General features: G+C 46.2%; 10 protein-coding genes and 1 pseudogene. 5 read left to right on the top strand and 6 right to left on the bottom strand.

The window, feature by feature from the left end; translation table 11 throughout:
- Nucleotides 1-180: 180 nt before the first annotated feature.
- Entirely contained in the window at nucleotides 181-651 is a 471-nt protein-coding gene (locus P4S59_RS02705) for a ribonuclease regulator (protein ID WP_065645163.1), read from the top strand.
- Here the strand turns inward: P4S59_RS02705 and P4S59_RS02700 are convergent.
- Nucleotides 648-1,130 carry a putative 4-hydroxy-4-methyl-2-oxoglutarate aldolase gene (locus P4S59_RS02700; RefSeq protein ID WP_005396309.1) on the bottom strand — a complete coding sequence of 161 codons (483 nt, stop codon included), beginning with the start codon at nucleotides 1,128-1,130 and terminating at the stop codon, nucleotides 648-650. The genes P4S59_RS02705 and P4S59_RS02700 overlap by 4 nt on opposite strands.
- Nucleotides 1,131-1,185: 55 nt before the next feature.
- Nucleotides 1,186-1,593, bottom strand: coding sequence for a DUF3293 domain-containing protein (locus tag P4S59_RS02695; protein ID WP_031780532.1), 408 nt, complete (start codon nucleotides 1,591-1,593; stop codon nucleotides 1,186-1,188).
- A 361-nt stretch (nucleotides 1,594-1,954) separates the two neighbouring features.
- On the opposite strand from P4S59_RS02695, the gene arcA reads away from it, so the two are divergent.
- Nucleotides 1,955-2,671 (top strand): two-component system response regulator ArcA, encoded by a 717-nt coding sequence (gene arcA, locus P4S59_RS02690; RefSeq protein ID WP_005381824.1) that lies wholly within the window; start codon nucleotides 1,955-1,957, stop codon nucleotides 2,669-2,671.
- Nucleotides 2,672-2,754: 83 nt separating this feature from the next.
- On the opposite strand, the gene P4S59_RS02685 is transcribed toward arcA, so the two are convergent.
- The 4 genes from P4S59_RS02685 to P4S59_RS02670 form a co-directional block, all read right to left on the bottom strand.
- Nucleotides 2,755-3,204 carry a hypothetical protein gene (locus P4S59_RS02685; protein ID WP_006742686.1) on the bottom strand — a complete coding sequence of 150 codons (450 nt, stop codon included), beginning with the start codon at nucleotides 3,202-3,204 and terminating at the stop codon, nucleotides 2,755-2,757.
- 1 nt (nucleotide 3,205) lies between these two features.
- Nucleotides 3,206-5,560 (bottom strand): aerobic respiration two-component sensor histidine kinase ArcB, encoded by a 2,355-nt coding sequence (gene arcB / locus P4S59_RS02680; RefSeq protein ID WP_048626645.1) that lies wholly within the window; start codon nucleotides 5,558-5,560, stop codon nucleotides 3,206-3,208.
- A gap of 241 nt (nucleotides 5,561-5,801) precedes the next feature.
- Nucleotides 5,802-7,550 carry a sensor domain-containing diguanylate cyclase gene (locus tag P4S59_RS02675; RefSeq protein ID WP_337167954.1) on the bottom strand — a complete coding sequence of 583 codons (1,749 nt, stop codon included), beginning with the start codon at nucleotides 7,548-7,550 and terminating at the stop codon, nucleotides 5,802-5,804.
- Between the two features lie 35 nt (nucleotides 7,551-7,585).
- Nucleotides 7,586-8,545 (bottom strand): TIGR01212 family radical SAM protein, encoded by a 960-nt coding sequence (locus tag P4S59_RS02670; protein ID WP_337167953.1) that lies wholly within the window; start codon nucleotides 8,543-8,545, stop codon nucleotides 7,586-7,588.
- 552 nt (nucleotides 8,546-9,097) lie between these two features.
- Between P4S59_RS02670 and gltB (P4S59_RS02665) the strand changes: the two genes are divergently transcribed.
- The 3 genes and pseudogenes from gltB (P4S59_RS02665) to gltB (P4S59_RS02655) all read left to right on the top strand — a co-directional run bounded on the left by gltB (P4S59_RS02665) (nucleotide 9,098) and on the right by gltB (P4S59_RS02655) (nucleotide 20,029).
- Nucleotides 9,098-13,648, top strand: a complete 4,551-nt coding sequence (gltB, locus tag P4S59_RS02665) for a glutamate synthase large subunit (protein WP_337167952.1) — start codon at nucleotides 9,098-9,100, stop codon at nucleotides 13,646-13,648.
- A complete protein-coding gene (locus P4S59_RS02660) occupies nucleotides 13,648-15,117 on the top strand; it encodes a glutamate synthase subunit beta (RefSeq protein ID WP_337167951.1) in 1,470 nt (489 codons plus the stop codon). Before gltB (P4S59_RS02665) ends, P4S59_RS02660 begins: the two co-directional genes overlap by 1 nt.
- A 450-nt stretch (nucleotides 15,118-15,567) precedes the next feature.
- Nucleotides 15,568-20,029 (top strand): annotated as a pseudogene (gltB, locus tag P4S59_RS02655) (glutamate synthase large subunit).
- The last annotated feature ends 20 nt before the right edge of the window (nucleotides 20,030-20,049 follow it).

Here is a 20,049-nt window from a genome sequence, read left to right as displayed (position 1 = left end):
AAGCGTAAGATCAAATTATGAAAGGGAGTTGTTGACACTTAACAACAACTTAACTGTGACCTATGTTCACAGGATCGAATTATTTAGAAAATAGGTGAGCTAGCTTTCATATTCTATGCTTTAATAGTGAGAAGCTTTGGGCACATACTAATAAAAAAGTTGACACAAGGAGTGGTGAGCATGAAAAGAGGGCTTTTTCTGTTGCTGTTTTTTGTGCCTGGCGTTTGTCTAGCAAACGAGCTTCCGCCTCTTCCAGGCAAAACATCCCCCTCTCCTCATAAACTATTTATTTCCAGCGACAGCTATCAATCTGACAGTTTCGATGTTTGGAATATCGACACGGGTTATGCGTACGAACTCTTTGACTCAGTAGACGTTTACGTCGGTGCACGAGTCAACAACTCTCCAACCCAAAACCAAAGCGGTTTTTTGAGTGGGATCAGCTATCACTTCAATGATCGTGTCACACTAAAAAGTACGGTTCGCTCTTACAAGAATGAGACTGCGGAAGGTATCCGCCAAGAAGACAGCAGCCTCGCAGCTGAAGTCTCAAGTCGCGTAAAAATCACCGATAAACTGGATCTTCACGCGACTCTTGATTACCAAGATTGGCAACAAGGTATTGAGGTAGGTTTAGGCTTTCGTTTTTAGAAATCTAATTTTTGCTTTGAAATCAACACACCATTCCAATCAGCGTACACATAATGCTTCGGCTGCACGATTTGGTTTTGCATCGTTAAGGTCACATTGACCTCTCCCATACCTCGCTTCTCTGTCTTAAACGGATTGGTACCAAGTGCTTGCACACCAATGTCCATCTGAGATATTTGTGCTACGTCGCGTATTGCACCATAGACAATAATGCCTTCCCACCCATTTTCTATTCCGAGTATTGCTAATTGATCGCCAAGCAATGCTTTCTGACACGAACCATGTCCGTCAACAATCAATACTTTCCCCGTCCCATCTTCGCCCAGTACTTCACGTACTTTTGAGTTGTCGTGATAGCAACGCACTGTGACAATTTCTCCGTAAAAAGCGGTGCGTTGACCAAAGTTCTGCAGTGGCAAAGTAAGCAGGGTAACTTGGTCTTCAAATTGGTCACAAATATCGGGTGTAATGTCTCTCATATTTCCTCCGTGAATTTTCTCACCCAAGCAGTGCTTCAGTGAGTAGTATCCTTTCCTATACGAGTCGAGGCTTAAGGGAGCCTAACTTATGCAACACTTTCGGCTGTGAGCACGCAATAAGGTAAAGTTGATCATCAATGACGTAGTAAATCGCGTTTTGTTGAAAGTCATTCGCCAATGCGACCGCCGCCTCTGGTGATAACTCGACGGCAAAGCTTTCCTCATACCATGTAAAAGAGCTGTCACCTACTGTGATAGGCGCGTAATTAACGTGCTGTAGCAGTGTTTCTAATGCTTGATTGCTTATGCAGTTCTCTTCTTTGGACCGCAAATTACTGTATGGGTTCCAAGCGGTTATCACAGCGTAGTTTGAAACGCACCACTCGGCCTCGAATCTGAAAAAAGATTCTGAATAAGCATTCCATAACGATGCGTCTATGTTCGTATTACTTTTTTCTATCATAAGTCTTAAACGATTAATAACAGTTACATTTCATCAATTGATATAAATCAACAAACTGAATGGAATTAACATTTGAGCATTGTTAGCATGCTGTTAACAATATAAAATCCGCTCCATATCTTAGGGTGTTTACGTTTCAGGCCCCACAGAAAGCAGGAAATGAAAGGTAAACAAGCCCTTTAGAATAAACGTCGCCATTGGATACTGGTGAGTTGGCAAAATTCCATGGAGGGCGGATAACTGAAAGAAGTGTTTTTTTGATCAACTTGATTTATTATCAAAATCACATTACCTGTATGTTATATTTTTGCCTAGAATTTATTCTATTAGCACAATTTTGTCACAAATTTAGGTACCGCCAATGCAAACCCCGCAGATTCTTATCGTTGAAGATGAGCAAGTAACTCGTAACACTCTTAAGAGTATTTTTGAAGCAGAGGGATACGCTGTTTTTGAAGCCAGTGACGGTGAAGAGATGCACCAAGTGTTGTCTGACAACTCAGTCAACTTGGTTATTATGGACATTAATCTTCCAGGCAAGAATGGCCTTCTGTTAGCGCGTGAACTACGCGAACAAGCGAACATTGCTTTAATGTTCCTGACAGGCCGTGACAATGAAGTGGACAAGATCCTAGGTCTTGAGATTGGTGCAGATGACTACATCACTAAACCATTCAACCCACGTGAACTGACTATTCGTGCTCGCAACCTACTTAGCCGCTCAATGAGCTCTAACGCGGTGCAAGAAGAGAAACGCTCAGTAGAAAAGTATGAATTCAATGGTTGGGTACTGGACATCAACAGCCGCTCTCTAGTAAGCCCTGCTGGTGATAGCTACAAGCTCCCTCGCTCTGAGTTCCGAGCTCTACTTCACTTCTGTGAAAACCCAGGTAAGATTCAAACTCGTGCCGATCTTCTTAAGAAGATGACTGGCCGTGAACTTAAGCCGCATGACCGTACTGTAGACGTAACGATTCGTCGTATTCGTAAACACTTTGAGTCTGTTTCAGGTACTCCTGAAATCATCGCGACTATCCACGGCGAAGGTTACCGCTTCTGTGGCGATCTAGAAGACTAATTGAATCGCTAATACGCAAAGGGCTTGCTCATTGAGCAAGCCCTTTTATTTTGGGTTTAGCAATTAGCGGACAATCACTGAATCTAATAAACCTTGTTAATCTTCACGTACTTTTCCACCAACCAGCGCTGTTTACCTGCGTCGTCTAAAAGTACCGCGATATCAACCGATTTTTCTGTGTCCGCGTCTACCTGAGACGTGAAGGCAACTTCCCATTGGCTCTCACTATGAGTTCGAGTTTCTAAAGAGTCTTCATCCACCCACCACTCTTTTTCCCCTTGCTTGATGATAAGCGCTTCGGCAGTCAGGTTGGCTGGGAGTAACTGGTCTCCTTCAAGGTAAAGTGATCCTTGAATGCTTTGTTCTTGCACTTCCCCAACGGTCGGCATCAGGTTCACCCATAAGTTACTTTTGAGCTCGACATTCACCTGGTTAATCGTAATCTGACTGTTTTGTTGCCAGTTCACACTTGGAACGGAACTGCAACCTGCCATCAATGCTATAACCAACGCCAACGGTGCGATTTTTTTCATGTTATTTCCTTTGTTCCAACCAACTTTTGAGGACTTGAATATCGTTTTGGTATTCATTTTTGATCTCTTCAACCCAGTCTGAAATGTTTTCCCACCATGCTGGCATATCGGGAGATTGCGCTTTCTGCGCCACACTTTGGATACGTTTGAGGCCAATCGAACCTGCAGCACCTTTAATTTTATGCGCTTCAGAAACAATCCCATCTTGATCTTTTGCCGTCATGTTTGAGTCTAAGACATCAATATAGTCTGGCATCATGTCTTCAAACATTTTTATGCTGTCGTAGACCGGCTTGGCACCAACAATGTCGACGTAAGACTCTAACATATCCATATCGAGCAAGTGTGTCTCAATCACAGGAGAAGGCGTCGGCTCTTCCACTGTTTCTGGAATGCTCTCAGGTTGCTCTTGCAGCTCTACCTGATGCGCGAAGAATTTATCAATTACAGACTGAATGGCGTTCACAGCAAGCGGTTTGCTGATGGCATCATCCATACCGTTATCTAAATATTCACGACGATCTTTCATCACATTAGCTGTTAGGGCGACCAATGGAGGCAGATTGTTATAATGCTCGCGATAATAATTTGCGACATCAAACCCCGTCATATCAGGCAGCTGAATATCCAACAACGCCAAGTCATATTTTTCTGGCACAAAGTTCACGAGCGCTTCTTGTCCCGTCATCGCCACGGTAACGGAGTGCCCTAAGCTCTCAAGCAACGATTTGGCCACGGTAACGTTAAGCTCAATGTCTTCGACCATAAAGATGTTGAGATGCATATTGTCGCGTTTTGCATCAATGACAGGTTCTTCGAGTTCCACTATAGGAACGTGAATCGATACGGTAAAAGTACTACCAAAACCCTCTTCACTAGCGACAGTAATGTCACCATCCATCATATTGATCAGCTGTTTTGACACCGCCAAGCCTATACCAGTCCCGACAGCATGTAGGTTGTCTTTACCTGATTTCACTTGGTAATACATGGCGAAGATTTTATCGAGCTCGTCTTCTGGTATGCCAATACCCGTGTCTTCCACCTCCATAATAATGGTCGCAAAATCGTCTTCGACATCCGCGCTCACCGTCATCACAACGCCACCTTCTTTGGTAAACTTCATTGCGTTGCTGACCAAGTTCCAAATTACCTGACGCAAACGGGTCGCATCCACTTCAATTGCTTTTGGTAAATCACTCAAACGTTCTAAGTCAAAACGCAGCCCTTTTTGCTCCGCCATCAAAGCAGAGATGCTTTCAATCTCAGCGACGAAGTCTTCGAAGTTAAGTGGCGCAGGTAATAGTTCTAGCTTGCGGCGATCAAACTTATCCATATCGATAATATCGTTGAAGATGTTACCTAGCGTAATCGCACTCACATTGATGGTCTGCATGTGTTTGCGCTGCTCTTCTGTCAACGGACTATCGAGAAGCATGCGACTTAAGCCCACAATGCCATTTAGTGGCGTTCGCAGTTCATGACTGATGGTTGAGATGAAAGTAGTTTTATCACGGCTTGCTTTCTCTAATGACTCTTCATGACGTTTACGTTCAGTGATATCACGGCCAAAACCTACCAATCCAAGGTGACGACCATCTTTGCTGTAAAACGGCACTTTACGCAGTTCAAAGTAGTGCTTGCGTCCATCAGGATACTCTAGCCACTGCTCGTAAGTGATGGCTTGATTATCGGCGAAGACCTTTTGGTCAGTATCAACGATGTGCTCAGCGATTTCTTTGCTATAAACATCCCAAGGGCTTAATCCGACTAACTGGTGCTCTTTTTTGCCCGTTAGCTCTTCCATTGCCCGGTTACAACCGGAGAACACACCATCGGCATTGCGGTAGTAAATTAAGTCTGGCGAGGCATCAATAAATGAACGCAGTAGTGCAGTGCGTTCCGCAAGCTCTAACTGAGTACGCTCTCGTTGGAACACCTCGTTTTCGAGATCTTGCATCGCCTCTTCACGAGCTTCTTCTGCTTTAATGCGCTCTTCAATTTCTTGGTTGAGCTTTTCGATGTTTTGTTGCAATTGATAATTCAGTTCTTGGTCTCGCGAGCGCATGTCTTTCAGTTTGGACACCAACTTGGTTAAACGCTGGCGAGACTCTTCTAGCTGATCAACAACAACAGAAAGAAAATAAACCGCCCAAGGTGTAATCAAGAGACCAAAAAACACCGAACGGACAATGTCGATATCGTCGACTCGCCCCTTGAGAGCTAAAGTAATCCCCACCTGCACCACAACGGCTAATGCCACCAGCGCAAGGGCCAGCAAAATCGAGAAACGAACAATCCCCAGTTTGACTAGCAAGTCGACATAATACTGGGCGAGATTTTTCATGGGTTTCATTAACTACTCCATGGTGCTGGCTAGATGTTGCCCTTCAATGATAAAAAACGAGCAGACATATTCGGCCTAACGCAATTTAGGTCTGTGTGATTAGTGAAAAATACGTAGTGCGAACTGCGCTTGCTAAACAAGATAAAAAGATAAGTTAACCAACGAACGCACAGGCTTCGGTAAGTTTAACGTGTTTAATACGGCGATTTAAACAATCAGCTATCAACTTAGAGCAAGCGGTCACAAAGCGTTAGCAAGAACTGGGGTGAATACAGGTGCGATTACGTCCATCCGCTTTGGCTTGGTATAGCGCACTGTCAGCCATGGCAATACCCATTTCCGGTTCATCACCATGTTGAGGAATATAAGAGACAAGACCGATACTGACCGTGAGACGTTCCGAAGCTTCTGAGCTGTCGTGCTCCATATCGAGTTGTCGAATTTGTTCATGAATACGCTGCGCTACATTGCTCGCGCCTTCCGTTGTGGTATTCGGCAGGATAAAACCAAACTCCTCACCACCATAACGCGCAACACAATCCGAAGAGCGATTGATGACTTTTGTGAATACGGTAGCAACACTGACCAATGCTTCATCACCTTGCTGATGGCCGTAACAGTCGTTGTAATCTTTGAAAAAGTCGATGTCACACAACATGATAGTGAGCGGCAGCTTTTCGCGGGCATGGTGGTACCATAGTACCTGCAGTTGTTCATCGAAGCGGCGTCGGTTCGATACCTGAGTTAAGCTATCCATAAAGCTCAACTTTTCTAACTCTAAATTAGCTCTCTCCAACTTTTGTTCGGCAAGGTAACGTTCAGAAATATCACGCGCCATGATCAACACACCATTCGTTCCTGAAGCTTTATCTTTAAAGGGCGATTTCACCACATCAAACCACGTACTTTTGCCATCACTGCTAACGACTTTATCTATGTATCGGACAGGTTCTGACTGGCGCAATGCATCTAAATCACTAGCGGCTAAGCGAGCGTACATCTCTTCAGGAATGACATCTTGAAGGCGCTTACCAATCAAATCAGACACGTCTGAAATTCCTAATGCATTAACGAACGGTTTATTACACGCTTGATAGACCATATTCTCATTGAAGATACCGATAGAGTCAGGGCTAGCGTCAAGAATAGTTTGTAAGATAGTATCCCTTTGCGCCAACGCAACTTCTGTATCTTTACGGCGCTCCATTTCATCTCTCAGGTTCTGCTGCATTTTGTGCCACTCGGTCACATCATGACTAATGGATAATGTACCGATCAGCTCACCACTCGGTGACACAAGGGAATTTTGATTCACTTCCAATAAGCAACTGCGACCTTGTGGATCCGTCGTCCACTTGCGCTCACTCTTTCTGCTAGCCTCACCCATGGAAGCCTTTGATGCGCAGGCTTCTTCCCTTCGCCCTTCCCAAAATTGATCAAATGCTCGGTTCGTCGTTAATAAATTCCCTTGGCGATCTTGGGTACAAATTAACTCAGAGAGTGAGTCTAGTGCCGAACGAGCAATCGTTAATTGCGCAAGCTCTTGTTGCTGCTCTTGATGAGTGGCTTGATATGGCTGCGCGTAGATGATCCAAACACGGTGATTGCGCAGCAAACTCTTTCTTCCTGACAACTCCACCTTGATAGATTCGCTTTCAGATAAGCGCCAATCAAATACCTGCTGGCTAAAATGACGACTAGAGACACTGTCGAGAAACGACTCAAGCTCACGAATATCGAATAAAGCGGGATACAAATATCCCGTACCTAAAGAGCGAATACCTAATAACTGCATCGCAGCTTGGTTAGATAACAAGATCTGAGCATAGCCACTATCCAGCACTATGACTGGATAGGGTGAATCCGTTACGAGTTGCTTAAGTGATGTTTGAAAGTGCAAATAGATCAGTGCTAACGCGCACACGCTAGCAATTAATAACAAGACGACATAGCCATAACCGCCTTGACCATCCCAAAGCCAATTGAGTAACTGATCCATCGTTTAAACCTTTAAAGAAAACTGGTTAAAATATATCAGTTATTTATTGAGCGATCTGCTATTAATTCCGGTTTAGTATAGATAAAAGCGTTTCCCGTTAGGCTTCCTTGAGCACCATGTTCACTGAGGGCTCGACCAATTTCAGTCATCGCCAGCCAGCGATTTTCACACCACAGTGGCGATAATAAGGTAGGTCTACGAGCTGCTGATGAAACGCGATGGTAAATCACGTCCGGTGGCGTCATACGAATCATCTCACTGGCAATTGCGACATATTCTTCTAGCTCTGGCGCCTCTAATCGTCCTGCACGCCACGCTTTCGCCATGGTGCTGCCTTCCACGATATGAAGACCATGTAACTTGATGCCATCCGTGCCCACGGCTAACACTTTTTGCAGCGTCTCAATGTTATCGTCGCGGCTTTCTTTCGGTAATCCAACAATTAAATGAGTACAGACTTTAATACCTAGCGCACGCGCACGCTTGGTGATCTCGGCATAACATTCGAAATCATGACCGCGATTGATGCGCTTAAGGGTGTCGTTATTAGCGGTTTGAAGCCCTAACTCTAGCCAAATTTCATAACCTTGCTTTACATAGTCAGACAGTAAATCTAATACGGCATCAGGCACGCAATCTGGACGAGTCCCGACACACAATCCCACAATATCAGCCGCTTTTAGTGCTTCTTCATACATATTTTTCAGCACTTGCACTTCCGCATAAGTACTTGTGTAAGCCTGAAAATAAGCGAGATACTTCTTCGCTCGATGAATTTCGCCCGCACGATCTTTCAACTGATCGTGAATACTCTTTATCTGTACTTCTTCATCCGCAAACGAAGCCACATTACAAAAAGTACATCCTCCCCGACCAATAGTGCCATCTCGATTAGGGCAACTAAATCCACCGTGCAACGTTAGTTTATGGACTTTTTCACCGTATCGACGCTGAAGGTCTTGGCCGATTGAATTGACCAACTCATGTAACTGCATAAATTCTCACCAACAATGAACCGTAATCAATCTCACTACGATCTGTGTAAATAAATTACATCCCTGCAAGAAAAAACACACAATACTAGTCAATTCAAACAAACATCATACGGCTCAAAATCAATAAACCTGCATAAATACAGATAAAAAACGTTCATGTTGCGTAAATGTTAAACTAAAAATGCATAATTAAACGAAAAAATTGGGTCACAACGTCGACTTTTTCATTGCATTCTGAAGTGACAAAATTGTAGGATACTTACACAACCCCGTTATTTTTGTGACTTTTATTACAAAGTACACTGCGGGATTTGTCGGTGTTATCCCACTCCTACCTATATAAATCACTAAATAGTGGCAATAAATAAAGGGATACCACCAAGGATTGTTTTTCTCGCAAAACTTTTCCTGCGAGATACGGAAAGGAATCAAGATCGGTCAACCTAGATCGGTGGCGATAATAAATATAAAGGACAAGACGTAATCAATGGTCTAGGTGGCATTTGCCTGCCTGGTGCTTTTGCGTCGACATTGAACTGGAAGGATGTATCTATGGTAGATAGAGAGCAAAATCCACAGGGTCTATATACTCCTGAATTGGAGCATGACGCGTGTGGTATCGGTTTTGTTGCTCACCTTAAAAACCGTAAATCTCATGAAGTAGTGACTCAAGCATTGGATATGCTAGCTCGCATGGAGCACCGTGGTGGTCAAGGTTGTGATCCATGCAGCGGTGATGGTGCGGGTATCTTGCTACAAAAACCTCATGAATTCCTATTAGAAGAGGCCGTTAAGCTCGGCATTAAACTACCTTCATTTGAAAAGTATGGTGTGGGTGTCGTACTTTTCCCGAAAGACGAATACAAACGCGAGCAATGCCGTGACATTCTAGAACGCAACGCTCAGCGTCTAGACCTTGAAGTTATTGGCTACCGCGTTTTGCCAACCGATAACTCGATGATCGGTGCCGACCCGCTAAGCACAGAACCTCAGTTTGAGCATGTGTTTATCTCTGGTGGTCCAGGTATCACACCTGAAGAGCTAGAGCGCAAACTGTACGTACTTCGTAACTACACTGTACGTGTTTGCCTAGAGAGCGTTTCGAACATTGGTGATGACTTCTACATTAACTCAATGTCTTACAAGACATTGGTGTACAAAGGTCAGTTAACGACCGAGCAAGTCCCTCAGTACTTCCTTGATCTGCAAAACCCGACCATGGTGACCGCACTGGCACTGGTACACTCTCGCTTCTCTACCAACACCTTCCCGAAATGGCGTCTTGCACAACCTTTCCGTTACATTGCCCACAACGGTGAAATCAATACAGTTCGAGGTAACTTGAACTGGATGAAAGCCCGTGAGGCGATCATTGAATCCGATCTATTTACCCAAGCTGAAATCGACATGCTGCTTCCTATTTGTCAGGAAGGCAGTTCGGATTCATCTAACTTTGATATGGCACTTGAGCTCCTAGTTCTTTCTGGTCGTAGCCTGCCGCACGCATTGATGATGATGATCCCGGAAGCATGGCAAGAAAACAAAAACATGGATCCTAAGCGTCGCGCGTTCTATCAGTACCACGCGAACATCATGGAACCATGGGATGGTCCGGCTTCAGTATGTTTTACTGATGGTGTTCAAGTTGGTGCGACACTCGACCGTAACGGTCTGCGCCCTTCTCGCTACACAGTGACCAAAGATAACTTCCTAGTAATGGCATCAGAATCTGGTGTTGTGGATATTGAGCCAGAGAACGTTGAGTTCCGCGGTCGTCTACAACCAGGTCGCATATTCGTTGCAGACTTAGAGCAAGGTCGCATCATCTCTGATGAAGAAGTGAAAGACACCATCGCAACAGCGCAGCCTTACGAAAAGTGGGTAGAAGAAAACCTACTAAGCTTGAAGAAGCTGCCAGATGCGAGCAACCAATTCAGCCAACCTAAGCCAGAACATCTTCTACACCGCCAACAAGCGTTTGGCGTAAGTACTGAAGAAGTGAACGAAATCATCGTTCCAATGGCAAATGAAGGTAAAGAGCCATTATCAGCCATGGGTGCAGACTGGCCTCTTGCGGTTCTATCTCATCAGTCTCAACATCTTTCAAACTACTTCAAGCAACTGTTCGCACAGGTAACTAACCCACCGATCGATCCGATCCGTGAGCGTATGGTTATGTCGCTGAACACTTACTTGGGTAAAGACCAAAACCTTCTGACTGAAACACCACTTCACTGTCAGAAAGTCGAATTGGAATCGCCTGTTCTGGCCAACTCTGAGCTTGAGAAACTGCGTGCTATTGACAACGAGCATCTTCAGGCGAAGACACTGGATATCGTATTCCAAGCCAGTGAAGACCAAGGCAAGCTTGAGCGCGCACTAAAACGCATCTGCCAGTACGCAGAAGATGCGGTTATTGATGGTTACTCAATCATCCTGCTAACTGACCGTGCAGTGAACTCAAACCACGCGGCGATCCCAGCAATGCTGGCAGTTGGCGCAGTACATCACCACTTGATCCGCAAAGGTCTACGTGCGAAGTGTGATATCGTGGTTGAAACTGGTGACGCGCGTGAAACGCACCACTTTGCAACGCTAATTGGTTACGGTGCCAACGCCGTTAACCCATACCTAGTGATTGAAACCATCATTGAGCTTCAGCGTACGAAGAAGCTGGACCCAGAAGCGAGCCCTCGCGATCTGTTCAACAACTACCGTAAAGCGATCAATGGCGGTCTTCTGAAGATCTTCTCGAAGATGGGTATCTCAACCCTGCAGTCGTACCACGGTGCGCAAATCTTCGAAGCCTTGGGTATTCATAAGTCAGTGGTAGACAAGTACTTCACAGGTACAGTTTCTCGTATCCAAGGTCTCACCCTTGACGATATTGCTAAAGAAGTGCTCGTTCGTCACCGCATCGGTTACCCACAACGCGAAATCCCAATTCAAATGCTGGATGTAGGTGGTGTTTACCAATGGAAACAGCGTGGTGAGAAGCACCTATTCAACCCAGAAACCATCTCGCTACTGCAAGAGTCTACGCGCAACAAGAACTACGATCAGTTCAAGCAGTACGCGACAGCAGTAGATAAGCAAGGCGACAACGCAGTAACTCTGCGTAGCCAGCTAGAATTCATTAAGAACCCAGCTGGTTCTATCTCTATCGACGAAGTCGAGCCAATTGAAAGAATCGTGAAACGCTTCGCGACAGGTGCAATGTCATTCGGTTCTATTTCTTACGAAGCACACTCCACATTGGCTGTTGCGATGAACCGCCTTGGCGCAAAATCGAACTCTGGTGAAGGTGGTGAAGACCCAATGCGTTTCGAACGCAAAGACAACGGCGATTGGGAACGCTCTGCGATCAAACAGGTAGCTTCGGGTCGTTTCGGCGTAACCTCTTACTACCTAACTAACGCTGAAGAACTGCAAATCAAAATGGCTCAAGGTGCGAAGCCAGGTGAAGGTGGTCAGCTACCAGGCGATAAAGTAGATGACTGGATCGGTGCAACACGTCACTCTACTCCAGGCGTTGGCCTTATCTCGCCACCACCACACCACGATATCTACTCAATCGAAGATTTGGCTCAGCTTATCTACGATTTGAAGAACGCCAACCGCGCGGGTCGCGTAAACGTGAAACTGGTATCGGAAGCTGGCGTAGGTACGATCGCTTCTGGTGTTGCGAAAGCGAAAGCGGACGTTGTACTAATCGCAGGTTTCGACGGCGGTACTGGTGCATCCCCAATGTCTTCAATCCGTCATACTGGTCTTCCTTGGGAACTTGGTTTGGCAGAAACGCACCAAACGCTACTGAAGAACGGTCTACGTAACCGTATCGTGGTTCAAGCAGATGGTCAGATGAAGACACCTCGCGACCTTGCAGTGGCAACACTACTAGGTGCAGAAGAATGGGGCGTGGCAACCGCAGCCTTGGTGGTTGAAGGTTGTATCATGATGCGTAAGTGTCATAAGAACACCTGCCCTGTTGGTATCGCAACTCAGAACAAGACGCTTCGCGAGCGCTTTGATGGTCGCGTAGAAGACGTCGTAACCTTCTTCCAATACATGGCACAAGGTCTACGTGAAATCATGGCTGAACTTGGCTTCCGCACTATCGATGAGATGGTCGGTCAAGGCCAGAAACTGCGTGTTCGCCAAGACGTTTCTCACTGGAAATACAAGAACCTAGATCTGTCTCCTGTTCTACACGTTGAACAGCCACGTGAGTCAGACGGTATCCATAACCAAACGCAACAGAACCACAATCTTGAATCGGTACTAGACCGTAAGCTGATTCAAGCAGCGATTCCTGCACTCGAGAAAGGCGAAGCGGTGAATGCCGAGTTCCCTATCGTCAACACGGACCGCTCTGTAGGTACCATGCTGTCGAACGAAATCTCGAAAGTGTACAAAGATGCCGGCCTACCTCGACCAATGAACGTGAAGTTCAAAGGTTCAGCGGGTCAGTCATTCGGCGCATTCCTAGCTAAGGGCGTGAAGTTCGAAGTAGAAGGCGACGCGAACGACTACTGGGGTAAAGGCTTATCTGGCGGTACGTTAGTACTTTACCCAGATGCGAAATCAAGCATTGTCGCAGAAGACAACATCGTGGTTGGTAACGTGTGTTTCTACGGTGCTACTTCGGGTGAGTCTTTCATCCGCGGTATGGCTGGTGAACGTTTCTGTGTTCGTAACTCAGGCGCGAAAGTAGTAGTAGAAGGCGTCGGTGACCACGGTTGTGAATACATGACGGGCGGTGCAGCAATTATCCTTGGTTCAACAGGTCGTAACTTTGCCGCAGGTATGAGTGGCGGCGTGGCTTACGTATGGGATAAATCAGGCGACTTTGAGTCGAAACTGAACCCAGAGTTAGTAGACCTAGATCCAATCGAGCAAGAAGACAGAGATCTATTACTCGACATGCTAACTAAGCATGTTCAATTCACAGGAAGTGAAGTCGCTCAGTCTTTCCTAGACAACTTTGAAGCAAGCCTAGCCTCTATGGTTAAGGTAATGCCGCGTGACTATAAAGCGGTGCTTCAAAAGCGTAAAGCTGAAGCACAGTCTCAAGGAAACGAAACTCAAGTGGAGGCCGTATAATGGGTAAGCCTACTGGATTTTTAGAGCATGGTCGTGAACTACCACAGAAGATCGACCCAGCTGAACGCATCAAGAACAACAAAGAGTTCGTTCTGAACGAGGAGTTTGGTGACAAGATCAATATTCAAGCGTCTCGTTGTATGGATTGTGGTGTGCCGTTTTGTCATAACGGCTGCCCTATCGGTAACATCATCCCAGAATTTAACGATGCGGTTTATCGTGATAGCTGGGAAGAAGCATGGAACATTCTAAGCTCAACCAATAACTTCCCAGAGTTCACTGGTCGTGTTTGCCCTGCTCCATGTGAAAGTGCTTGTGTACTTGGCATCAACCAAGACCCAATCACTATCTGTAATATCGAGAAAACCATCGTAGAAACGGCGTATCGTGAAGGGTACGCCAAGCCAAAAACGCCACGTTCTCGCACTGGTAAAACGGTGGCGATCATTGGATCTGGACCTGCTGGTCTTGCGGCTGCTGAGCAGCTAAACAGCGCAGGCCATACCGTGACAGTATTCGAGCGAGACGAGAAGGTTGGTGGTCTGCTGCGTTTCGGTATTCCAGATTTTAAACTGAGCATGGAAGTCATTGATCGTAAGATCAATCTAATGGCAGAAGCTGGCGTTGAGTTTAAAGTAAACCAACACGTCGGTGTTGATGTAAATGCTCAGCAACTGCGTCAAGAGTTCGATGTGGTTCTACTGACGGGTGGCTCAACGGTTCCACGTGATTTGCCAGTTCCGGGTCGTGAGCTCAAAGGCGTTCACTTCGCAATGGAATTCCTAGGTCAAAACAACCGACGTGCAAATAACATGGACCTGAAAACGGAAGAGATTCACGCAAAAGGTAAACATGTGGTTGTCATTGGTGGTGGTGATACCGGTTCAGACTGTGTAGGTACGTCAAACCGTCACGGCGCAGCAAGCGTAACTCAAGTGGAAATCATGCCGATTCCACCAGAGAAGCGCCCAGCCAATATGCCTTGGCCTCAATACCCAATGATCCTACGTACTTCGACCTCTCATGAAGAAGGTGTCGATCGTCACTGGAACATCCTGACCAAAGAGTTCATCGGAAATGACAAAGGTGAAGTCACTGGCCTTCGTCTTGCTGATATCGTTTGGCAAGATGCAAAACCAGGCGAGCGCCCAAGTTTCAAAGAAGTAGAAGGCAGCGAGCGAGTGATCCCATGTGATATGGCATTCCTAGCAATGGGCTTCTTACACCCAGAACCTACAGGCGTGCTTGCTCAACTGGATATCGCGCTAGATGATCGCGGTAACGTAGCAACTCAAGGTTTTGCTACTAACCAAGAAGGCGTATTTGCTGCTGGTGATATGCGAACAGGCCAATCTTTGGTGGTTCGTTGTATCAACGAAGGTCGCGAATGTGCTCGTGCTATCGATGACTACCTAATGGATGGCACAAACCTAGAAGCAAAAGCAGATTCACTGATGCTTTCTGCTTAACGGAAGTATTCACGCTTCCCTCTTTCAATGCCATAAATAGCCATCAGCGATATCGATGGCTATTAGCAAAGAAAGAAAACAATTCCTTCCAATCTTTCTATTTTGACCAGCATTTTATGCTGGTCTTTTTTATTTCCCACAGAATCAAATGTTACTTTTTTGTAACAATCAATTTTCTATCTATTTGAAATTATTAAACTATTTTAGCTTATTAAATGGTAAATCGCATATTCACGTGATTATCCACTAATAACTTGACCTTTTTTACAATAAGCTATAGCTTGTGAAGTTGATGAAAATAAAACACTCAAAAAATGTTAAATATTTCACAGCTTTTATTGAATAAATATACATAAAACCATAAAGATGACGCATATTCAGTCATCACTATCAACGTAAGCAGTGTTGATATATCTGTCGGGATGACGGATAAGCAAAGGGAGAATTGCAATGGCTCTTTATGATCCAAGTCTTGAGAAAGACAACTGTGGATTTGGCTTGATCGCGCATATGGAAGGCGAACAAAGCCACAAGCTGGTTCGTACAGCAATTTCTGCACTTGACCGAATGACCCACCGTGGTGGTATTGCCGCCGATGGTAAAACCGGTGATGGTTGTGGTCTTCTATTACAAAAGCCCGATTCCTATTTACGTCTTATTGCCGAAGAAAATGGTTTCAACCTTGGCAAGCAATACGCCGTAGGGATGATTTTCTTCAACCAAGATCCGGTCAAAGCTCAACTCGCTAAAGACATCGTCAACAGAGAGCTTGCGCAAGAGACGCTAACAGTGGCCGGTTGGCGTGAAGTTCCAACCAATTCAGAAGTGCTCGGTCCAATTGCGACTAACTCGCTTCCAAATATTCAGCAAGTCTTTATCTCTGCACCGGCTGGTTGGCGAGAGCGTGACATTGAACGTCGTCTCTACATCGCACGCCGTCGCATCGAGAAACAAATCACCGAAGATCCTGATTTCTACATCTGTAGCTTGTCGACTCAAGTTTTGGTGTACAAAGGCCTGTGCATGCCTGCGGATTTGCCTCGCTTCTACCTTGATCTTGCTGATCTACGCATGGAATCCGCTATCTGTCTGTTCCACCAGCGTTTTTCTACCAATACTCAACCGCGTTGGCCATTGGCTCAGCCGTTCCGCTATCTTGCTCATAACGGTGAGATCAACACCATTGAAGGTAACCGCCAATGGGCGCGCGCGCGCTTACAAGTTCTCGTCACCACTGCTGCCCGATCTTCAAACTGCAGCACCATTTGTGAACGAGACCGGTTCAGACTCCTCCAGCTTAGATAATATGCTGGATCTCTTCTTAGCTGGCGGCATGGATATCTTCCGTGCCATGCGTATGCTTGTGCCGCCTGCATGGCAAAACCACCCAGATATGGATCCGGATCTGCGGGCGTTTTACGATTTCAACTCCAAGCACATGGAACCATGGGATGGCCCAGCAGGTATCGTACTGTCCGATGGTCGTTATGCTGCTTGTAACCTAGACCGAAACGGTCTGCGTCCTGCGCGTTATGTAATTACCAAAGATAAGTTGATCACTCTGGCATCTGAGGTAGGAATTTGGAATTACGCCCCAGATGAAGTTGCCGAAAAAGGGCGTGTAGGTCCGGGTGAATTGCTCGTCATCGACACTCGTAAAGGTAAGCTTTGGCAGTCTAGCGAGATCGATAATGATCTGAAATCTCGTCACCCTTATCGCAAATGGATGGAAAACAACGTTCGCAAACTCACACCATTTTCTCAGCTACCTGAGGAGCAAGTAGGCGAGCGCAGCTTTGATGAAGACTTACTTAAGACTTATCAAAAGCAATTCGCGATGACGAACGAAGAAGTCGACCAAGTTCTGCGTGTACTCGGAGAAATGGGCCAAGAAGCCGTTGGTTCTATGGGTGATGATACTCCAATGGCAGTGCTCTCCTCAAAAGAGCGTTTGGTAACTGACTACTTCCGCCAGAAGTTCGCTCAGGTCACCAATCCACCGATCGATCCACTGCGTGAAAAACACGTGATGTCACTGGCGACCAGTATCGGTAAGGAAATGAATGTCTTCTGTGAAACCGATGGCCACGCGCATCGCGTAACATTTGATTCGCCTGTACTGCTTTATTCAGACATGCAGCAACTGCTCGAGCTTGGTGACGATCACTACCGTAATACCATTCTAGATATCAACTACGATCCACAAGAGAAAGATCTTAAACAAGCCATTAATGATCTCTGTGAGCAAGCAGAGCAAGTCGTACGTGAAGGCACGGTTTTAGTGGTACTTTCAGATCGCGCTTTGGTCAAAGGCAAGTTACCAATTCCAGCCGCAATGGCTGTCGGCGCCGTTCAAACTCGTTTGATTGATGCGAACCTACGTTGCGATGCCAACATTGTAGTCGAAACCGCAACTGCACGTGACCCACACCAATTTGCTGTCTTGCTTGGCTTTGGTGCTACTGCAGTTTACCCATACCTTGCTTATGAAGCGTTAGGTAAACTGATTGATGATAAGGCACTAGAGAAAGACTACCGCGATGTGATGCAAAACTACCAATACGGCATCAACAAAGGCCTGTACAAGATCATGTCGAAAATGGGGATCTCAACCATCGCCTCTTACCGCTGCTCACAACTGTTTGAAGCGGTTGGTTTGAGCCAAGATGTGGTCGACCTGTGTTTTAAAGGCGTCACAACTCGTATTGAAGGCGCGAATTTTGACGACTTCCAGCAAGATCTTACAAACTTATCTCGCAAAGCATGGGCGAAACGTAAATCGATTGATCATGGCGGCTTGTTAAAGTATGTCCATGGAGGTGAGTATCATGCTTACAACCCGGATGTTGTCGGCACGCTGCAACAAGCCGTTAAATCTGGCGAAAGTAACGACTATCAGAGCTTTGCCAAGCAAGTGAATCAACGCCCTGTTGCTATGTTGCGTGACTTGATGTCGCTGAAAAAATCAAACTCACCGCTGCCACTTGAGCAAATAGAGCCGAAAACCGAACTGTTCAAACGCTTCGACTCTGCGGCTATGTCCATTGGCGCACTTAGCCCTGAAGCGCATGAAGCCCTCGCGACTGCGATGAACCGTCTTGGTGGCTATTCAAACTCCGGTGAAGGTGGTGAAGATCCTCGCCGTTTCGGCACTGAACGTAACTCGCGCATCAAGCAAATTGCTTCAGGCCGATTTGGTGTCACGCCTCATTACCTTACTAATGCGGATGTACTACAAATCAAGGTAGCGCAAGGAGCTAAACCGGGTGAAGGTGGTCAGCTACCGGGACACAAAGTCACCGCAGAAATCGCAAAACTGCGTTATTCGGTACAAGGGGTGACGTTAATCTCCCCTCCTCCACATCACGATATTTATTCTATTGAAGATTTGGCCCAGCTGATCTTCGACCTTAAACAAGTCAACCCGAATGCGCTGGTTTCGGTAAAACTCGTCTCCGAGCCAGGTGTCGGCACCATCGCAACAGGTGTCGCGAAGGCCTACGCTGATCTCATTACCATCTCGGGTTACGACGGCGGTACCGCAGCAAGCCCACTAACCTCAGTGAAATACGCAGGTAGCCCTTGGGAACTAGGGTTAGCAGAAACCCAACAAGCATTGGTTGCCAATGGTCTACGCCATAAGATCCGTCTGCAAGTAGATGGTGGTCTAAAAACCGGTCTGGACGTGGTGAAAGCGGCGATTCTCGGTGCAGAAAGCTTCGGTTTTGGTACTGCGCCAATGGTGGCAATGGGTTGTAAATTCCTACGTATTTGTCACCTCAACAACTGTGCCACAGGGGTTGCAACTCAAGACGAGACGCTGCGTAAAGAGTACTTCAAAGGTCTACCGGAAATGGTGATGAACTATTTCATCGGTCTGGCGGACGAAGTGCGCGGATTGCTCGCTGAACTTGGTGTTGAAAAACTGACTGACTTGATTGGTCGTACCGATTTGTTGGAAACCGTTGAAGGTCTGACAGCAAAACAAACCAAGCTGGACTTGTCGAATATTCTAGAAGCTCCCGTCTCGCCTGAAGATCATCCGCTGTTTTGGACGGAACCAAATAAACCGTTTGATAAAGCAGAGCTCAATCAAAAGATCGTTGATGATGCCATGCATGCGGTCGAAAACAGTCAATCGGCAAGTTTCTTCTACAATGTCATCAACACTGATCGTTCTGTGGGTGCTCGCTTATCTGGCGAAATAGCAAAACGCTATGGCAACCTAGGATTGGCGGCTTCCCCTATCAAAATCTATCTTGACGGCACTGCCGGCCAGTCGTTTGGCGTTTGGAATGCGGGTGGCGTAGAGCTTTACCTCACAGGTGATGCGAATGACTACGTAGGGAAAGGCATGGCAGGCGGCAAGATCGCCATTAAACCTCACTTAGGTACAGCGTTCAAGTGTCATGAAGCCACCATTATTGGTAACACGTGTTTGTACGGCGCAACGGGCGGTAAACTGTTCGCAGCCGGTAAAGCGGGTGAACGTTTTGGGGTACGAAACTCAGGTACAATAGCCGTCATTGAAGGCGCTGGCGATAACGCTTGTGAGTACATGACCGGCGGTATTGTTGCCATTCTAGGCGCAACAGGCGTGAACTTTGGTGCAGGTATGACTGGAGGCTTTGCCTATGTTCTGGATGAAAACCAGAGCTTTGAAGGTCGAGTCAATACTGAATCTGTCGAAGCCATTTCATTGTCCGATCTATACATCCACCAAGAGCATTTGCGCGGCCTGATTGCGGAACACCTTGAAGAAACAGGGTCGAGTCATGCAGAAAATATTTTGGCGAACTTTGATGAATGGATTCCAAAGTTCTATTTGGTGAAACCACAAGCGGCTGATCTTCGCACGCTACTTGGTCACCAGAGCCGCAGTGCTGCAGAGCTGCGTGTTCAAGCACAGTAATCATGGAGGATGTTTGAATC

The sequence above is a fragment of the Vibrio sp. M60_M70 genome, assembly GCF_037162085.1.
GTDB lineage: Bacteria > Pseudomonadota > Gammaproteobacteria > Enterobacterales > Vibrionaceae > Vibrio > Vibrio diabolicus.
The sequence above is the reverse complement of the archived record's forward strand: the minus strand, read 5'-3'. Positions and strand labels throughout refer to the sequence as shown.